General features: G+C 43.3%; 2 protein-coding genes and 1 pseudogene. 2 read left to right on the top strand and 1 reads right to left on the bottom strand.

The genetic code is table 11. From position 1 onward, the window contains the following. The first annotated feature begins 426 nt into the window (after window positions 1–426). Window positions 427–2850: a VapE domain-containing protein gene (locus GNF10_RS34070; RefSeq protein ID WP_260446210.1), complete on the top strand. Its 2424-nt coding sequence runs from the start codon at window positions 427–429 to the stop codon at window positions 2848–2850. A gap of 719 nt (window positions 2851–3569) precedes the next feature. After that, window positions 3570–5561, top strand: coding sequence for a DUF4157 domain-containing protein (locus GNF10_RS34065; protein WP_221644697.1), 1992 nt, complete (start codon window positions 3570–3572; stop codon window positions 5559–5561). Window positions 5562–5658: 97 nt separating this feature from the next. On the opposite strand, the pseudogene GNF10_RS34060 reads toward GNF10_RS34065, so the two are convergent. Next, window positions 5659–6069 (bottom strand): annotated as a pseudogene (locus GNF10_RS34060) (tyrosine-type recombinase/integrase); the annotation flags it as partial. Between the last annotated feature and the right edge of the window lie 133 nt (window positions 6070–6202).

Below are 6202 nucleotides of genomic sequence, written 5' to 3'. Positions count from 1 at the left end.
CCGTATGGCTTTTAATGTTATTAAAAAACTTGTAAAACCTTGTTCTGCCTGGAATTAAAGATAAAAAATAAATTATTTTATTTTGGAAAGTCGCACATTTACTATTTATTTTTAGGGAAGATAAATTACTATGTAATAAGACTATACCCTTAGTCCATCTTTTCTAAGTGTCATGTCACCAGATATACATAAGGAAAGAATGCCTCCCCGGACTCAACTTGCTTCTAACAAGTTGTTTAACAGTCCCAGAAGACACCCCTTTGTTTTGTTTGAAAACATATTCAAATTTCTTTATAACCTAATGTTATCAGTTCCTAGTACTTCTTACAACTTCCTACAACAGGTTTAACGAGAAATTTGATTAAAACTTTGGTGAATCTTCGGGGGAGGTAAAGCCCACACAATTTACCTCACAAGGATTTCACAATGGTAGCCCAATTAATAGGACAAGAGACCGTTGGCCGCTCCGTTATGTCAGGGGATCTCGCCTCCAAACCAATGGAGGTAACAAAGCATTTACCCTGCCCCCACTGTGGTAAACCAGACTGGTGTTACTCAATAGGAGAATTGACAGTCTGCAACCGCGATGCCCAACCAGCGCGTGGCTGGGAGCAAACATCAAAGACTGACCGCAACGGCAAGCCATACTACGCACCAGAAAAGCACCAAAAACCGCCACGTCCCCAAGGCAAGAAAGAATATATTTACTACGACCGAGACGGGCAACCATTGGTTAAGGTAACTCGCATTGATGACGGCAACGGGAAAAAGCGAATCTTTCAGTCACATTGGGATAGTCACAACTGGGTTAAAGGATTAACTGATGAAGCAAAAGCTTCTATTCCCATTTATCGTTATAGCGAAATCAAAGCAGCGATCGCAGATGGTAGAACCATCTTCATCGTTGAGGGTGAAGGCATAGCCGATATTCTTTGGGAGATGGGCATACCTGCCACGACCACAATCGGCGGCGCTCTGAAGTATCGCGCCTACGGCAATTACCAAGCGGATTTAGAAGATGCTAATCTAGTTCTTTGTCCCGACCGTGACGAACCTGGGTTAAAGCACATGGAAGATATTTTCAAAGATTTCCCAGATGCCAAATGGTTGTATGCCCCTCCCAATGACTTTTACTGGACACACCTAGCCAAAAACGGCGGACTGGATATTAAAGACTGGGTAGAAGATGGGGCAACCGCAGAAGACATCCTGCAAGCAATTGAGGATAGACGCATCGTTGTTGATGCGCTCAATAAGTCTCTAGAAGCAGATGCCGAACGTTCTCGGACAACAGAAAGCAAGTTGGAGCAAAAATTTAATCAAATTCGTGCCGTCTGGGGTGAACGTCTGCGCTGGAACACCCTTAAAAAACAAGTAGAACTTGACGGACAACCACTACCACTTGACCGCATCGACTTGAAGATAGCTAGACAAATTCATATCGATATTAGCAAAGAACAAGGTAAGGGCATTGTTCTCGACCTAGCTCAAGAAAATCCCTACAGTCCAGTGGTTGAGTATCTCGAACGGGTGAGCCATAAACATACTGATGTCGATATCAGCATACTTGATACAATAGCTTCACGTTACTTTGGCACTAATGACCCGTTACACGCTGCGCTGATGAAACGGACTTTGATTGCAGCTGTGGCACGGGCATACGAGCCGGGGTGCAAGCACGATGAAATTACCATCCTTCAAGGTAAGCAGAAATCTCTCAAGTCAACATTTTGGAGAGTTTTAGCAGGTAAACAGTTTTTCACTGATGACATCTCTGGCACAGAAAAAGATGAAATCATGAAGATTGGCCAGTACTGGCTGTTGGAGTATGCCGAGTTTGAGAACTCCTATAAAAAGAAAGATGTCTCACAGCTTAAAGCTTTTCTCTCACGTCTGACTGATTCGATTCGCCGCCCTTATGGTACAGATATTGAGGATTTACCCAGACCATCTATTTTTGTTGGCACTACCAATCAGGACGAATTCTTGTATGACCCCACTGGTGAGCGTCGTTTCTGGGTAGTTTCGGTTTTAGTCAACCGGATCAACATTCAGTTACTTCAAAAAGAACGGGATCTGATTTGGGCTGCTGCCGTCACCGCTTACAAGAGTGGAGAACAGTGGCACTTGACCGACACCGAAGATGAATGGTTAGAGGCTGCTAACAAACATTATCAAAGCACAGATCCTTGGGAAGCGGAAATCATGGCTTGGGCTAACATTCGCAATGAAGTATCGGCATCAGAAATACTTAGCGAAGTTCTCAAAATTGAGTTAGCCAAACAAGGCATGGCAGAGAAAAACCGTGTCACTCAAATCCTCCGGGCTAATGGATGGAACAGAGGCTCACGCAAACGGATAGCTGGCAAACTCCTTTACCCCTGGACTAAGCCACAACTAGAGACTAGAACAGAGAGTGGAACACCACTAGAACAGCAACTAGAACAGTCTGAAACTATTGCTCCCCAAGAGTTAGAGATTGAGTGTTCTAGTTGTTCTAGTGATTCTCCAAAATTTTTAGAAAATTTTGACAGTAGTGGGGGAGAAAATTTCACCCCACCTCCAGAAAAAGATAAAAGTTTGAAAAGTGACTGGAACACAACCGAGCCAGAAAATACTGAAACAGTTATACAGCAAGCATCTGATAGCTGTTCTAGTCTCTGTTCTACCACCTCGGTAGATCGGGTGATTGCCAATGCGGAACTGATTCGGGAGTCTATTGTAGATGAGTCCTGGCAAATGATTGATGAACTCATAGAAGAATGGACGGATGAATTTAAATCTGCTGTTTGGGGATTATTGACCCCTGTTGAACGCAAGGCTGTTAAACAACTTAAACCTAAAGCGTGAACCTAATTCCGTTTCCCAAGAAGTGCAATGCCTGCGCTTCTTTTTTCCGAAGCACTTTGTTGGCGGGTTGCTTTAGGGATCAAGTCTTTGTGCGTTCGTTTTACTTGGATGCCGTGATCATCTTATTTCCCGACATCCACGCCCCAACAGGCGACAGCATCGACAATGCCGCCTGTCATGTAGGGGTTCTGCCGGGATATCGTTGGCGAAATATTTCTTAACGCTGAAAATCCTTGTGCTGTTGTGGAAACCTGCCAAAGAAAGCTACCAAAAATAACCCTTCCAATGAATTTGCCAACGGTATCACATACCTGTAAAATGGGACATCAAAGGGCTATTATTAAAAACTGTTACAAAAATTGATGTGATGCAAAAAAGTTAGAGCAAAGCCTGATAATACTTACTAAATATCAACTTAAAACCTAAATTTATATCCAACTACCTTAGTTCAAATATTAAGCTATTAGGCAGATAATGTATATGCCTAATAAAGGTTATTGAGTTTTTCATCGTTGGACTAATATAGTTTACTTGGTTATTTTATGAAAAGTAATCATTAATTATAATTTTGCTATTTTTCAACTTTCATATTCATCTAATTAATATTTGGCATTTTGTAAACCAAAGAGTAGAGATTTTGATTTAAAAGACTCGATATTTTGCAGCACATTAGTATTTGATGTCAAGTTGACTGTAAATCAATAAACTTGCAGAAAAAAATGCACAAATCAAAATCACTAAAAACTCACTCGTCTATATATTCCAATTCTTCAGGGCTAAATTCATATCCTCAATTAGCGCATAGACCTTATGGTAGCGAAATCCAAAAAGCATCAGTTACAGCTAAAACACCGACTGATATAGAGAATGAAGGCTTTGCAGAACAACAGATGCAGGCAACTGAACTAAAGCTACAGGCAAAGTTTGGCTCAATTACGCCTGAAGGACAAGAGCGCCTAAATGTCTTGCAAGCCAAGATGGACGGATTATTGAATTCTGGACTTGAACACGCAACCAGATTTAGTCATAATATTGCCAATATTCCACTGAGAAGACCAGATATACCAACACCAATACAAGCAAAACTGACAATTGGAGAGCCAGGAGATAAGTATGAGCAAGAAGCAGACGAAACCGCACGCCAAGTAGTCCAACGGATTCATCAGCAATCAAATCAACCAGTTCAACGAGAGGCTGTAACTGAAGAAGAGGAATTGCAAACCAAGACAATAGACAATATTCAGCGTCAGAAGTCGTCCGAAGAAGAATTACAGATGCAGTCGATGGTACAGCGTGTGGCTGACGGTGGCATGGCTGCATCAACTGATGTGGAAGCTGGGATACAACAGGCGAGAGGTGGTGGACAGCTATTGGCAGACAATATCAGAGAACCAATGGAACAGGCATTTGGGGCTGATTTTAGTGGCGTGCGCGTGCATACGGATTCTCAGGCAGACCAGTTGAATCAATCGATACAGGCAAAGGCTTTTACAACGGGGCAGGATGTGTTCTTTCGGCAGGGAGAATATAATCCAGGGAGTCAAGGGGGGCAGGAGTTGTTAGCGCATGAGTTAACTCATGTTGTGCAGCAGAGTGGGGGTGCTGTGAAGCGATTTCCTCAACAAAGGCAGACTGTCAATTCTCTTGATGGTTCGGAAAAAAGGGAAGGTCACAATTTAGAAGTGCAGTTGGAAGCGCAGAAAAGCAATCAGGAAAGGTTGATGCTTCAGGCAAAATGGGCCGGTGAAGTTCCACTAAACAGCAAAGATTCAGAGGTAAAGGCAAAACTCATTGATTTGGGTTATTCAGCGGCAGCAAACATTCAGACATGGAAAATCACAAGTTTGCGCCAGGATAAAAATGAATACGTTAGCTATGAAAAAATTGCCGAAGCGTTAGGCCTCACTACGGCACAACCACCCACGCAACAGAATCTACCACCCACGCAACAGAATCTACCACCCACGCAACAGAATCTACCACCTACGCAACAGAATCTACCACCTACGCAACAGAATCTACCACCTACGCAACAGGAGGATGTAGCTCATAGCTCAAAAGAAGCCAATATTACTAAAGATAAGGAATATTTTTCAGCCCGAACTAAGCTCATACCAAAAACCTTGACTATTAAGAATTTGTTTCGGGGCGATCAAAGAAAGAGAGAAGTTCTGGCTAGTGAAGGTTTCCAACCTGGTAAAAGAGTGGAAGGCTATGAGCAAAAGCTGCAAGCATTCCTGGGTAGAAGTTCCAGAGATGAATCCGAAGCTGCTTCACGACGCATGATATCCCGTGAGAGTGGGTTAGACATAAATGAGCAAGGAGGGAGGGCTAAACCACCTACAGACTTAGTGTGGTCACAAGAGAAAATAGAAATATCGGGGGGTAAGAAGTTAACATTACTAAACTACGTCTGTACAGGACCGGAGACCGGGGCGGGCACTACATCGTACCTAATTGCGGTAGATGCTGAATTTGAATGCGTAGCCGCATCACCTACTATAGGGCTGTATCAATCTAGTTCTGGGATGAAGATTATAGCTGTGGCGCAGTCTGGAGGGACCAACGGGGGATATGCGATGTTTACCGAGTATGATTTTCTGACGCCAATATCACCGAATATGATTTACTACGCATCGAATGACGGTGGGGTGACTCAAGCGGATAACGGAACTTCTTGGTTCAGAGTGAGTGATCAAAAACAGCGTTAGAAAAGTCGTCCGAGTAATGGCCACCAAGAGCAAGTGCGATCGCCTTCAGCACCAGCGCCGCAACCATTAATTAATTTATCCAATATAACTACTTCCCCTAACGGGGACTATTAGCATCAATTTCTAGCTTTTCATCAACTTCTATCTCTACATGACTCCTAACCACTGGTGACAGCATCGACAAACTCGCCGCCGCCCCCAACACCTGCTCGTCAGTCACTTCCAAATATTTCTGCAACTGCTCCAAATTTCGATGCCCTGATATCTCCTGAATTACCCGCAATGGAATGTGGGCATTACTCATCTGCGTTAGTGCTGTGCGCCTAAAGCTGTGGGTAGACACGCCAATTATCCCAGCCTCCTTACAAGCTGTTCTCAATATCCTTGCGGCTGAGTCTTCGCTGATATGCCCATCACTGCGACCGGGAAACAGATAATCATCCCCTGCCAGTGGGTAGTATTCAACCAGTAATCGCCGTAAATCTTCAATCACCGGGATAGACCTAGAACACCGATTCACTAATAAAACACAAGACTGATAACCCCTGTTTTAGCGTCTTTTACAACTAAACATTCCTTGTTGCAACCCAACAAAACCTCATTTTTTCGTCATGATTCCGATTACTGAATTGGTGTTCTAG

Source organism: Nostoc sp. UCD121 (assembly GCF_014222285.1).
Lineage (GTDB): Bacteria > Cyanobacteriota > Cyanobacteriia > Cyanobacteriales > Nostocaceae > Nostoc.
This window is presented reverse-complemented; position numbering and strand designations above follow the sequence as displayed.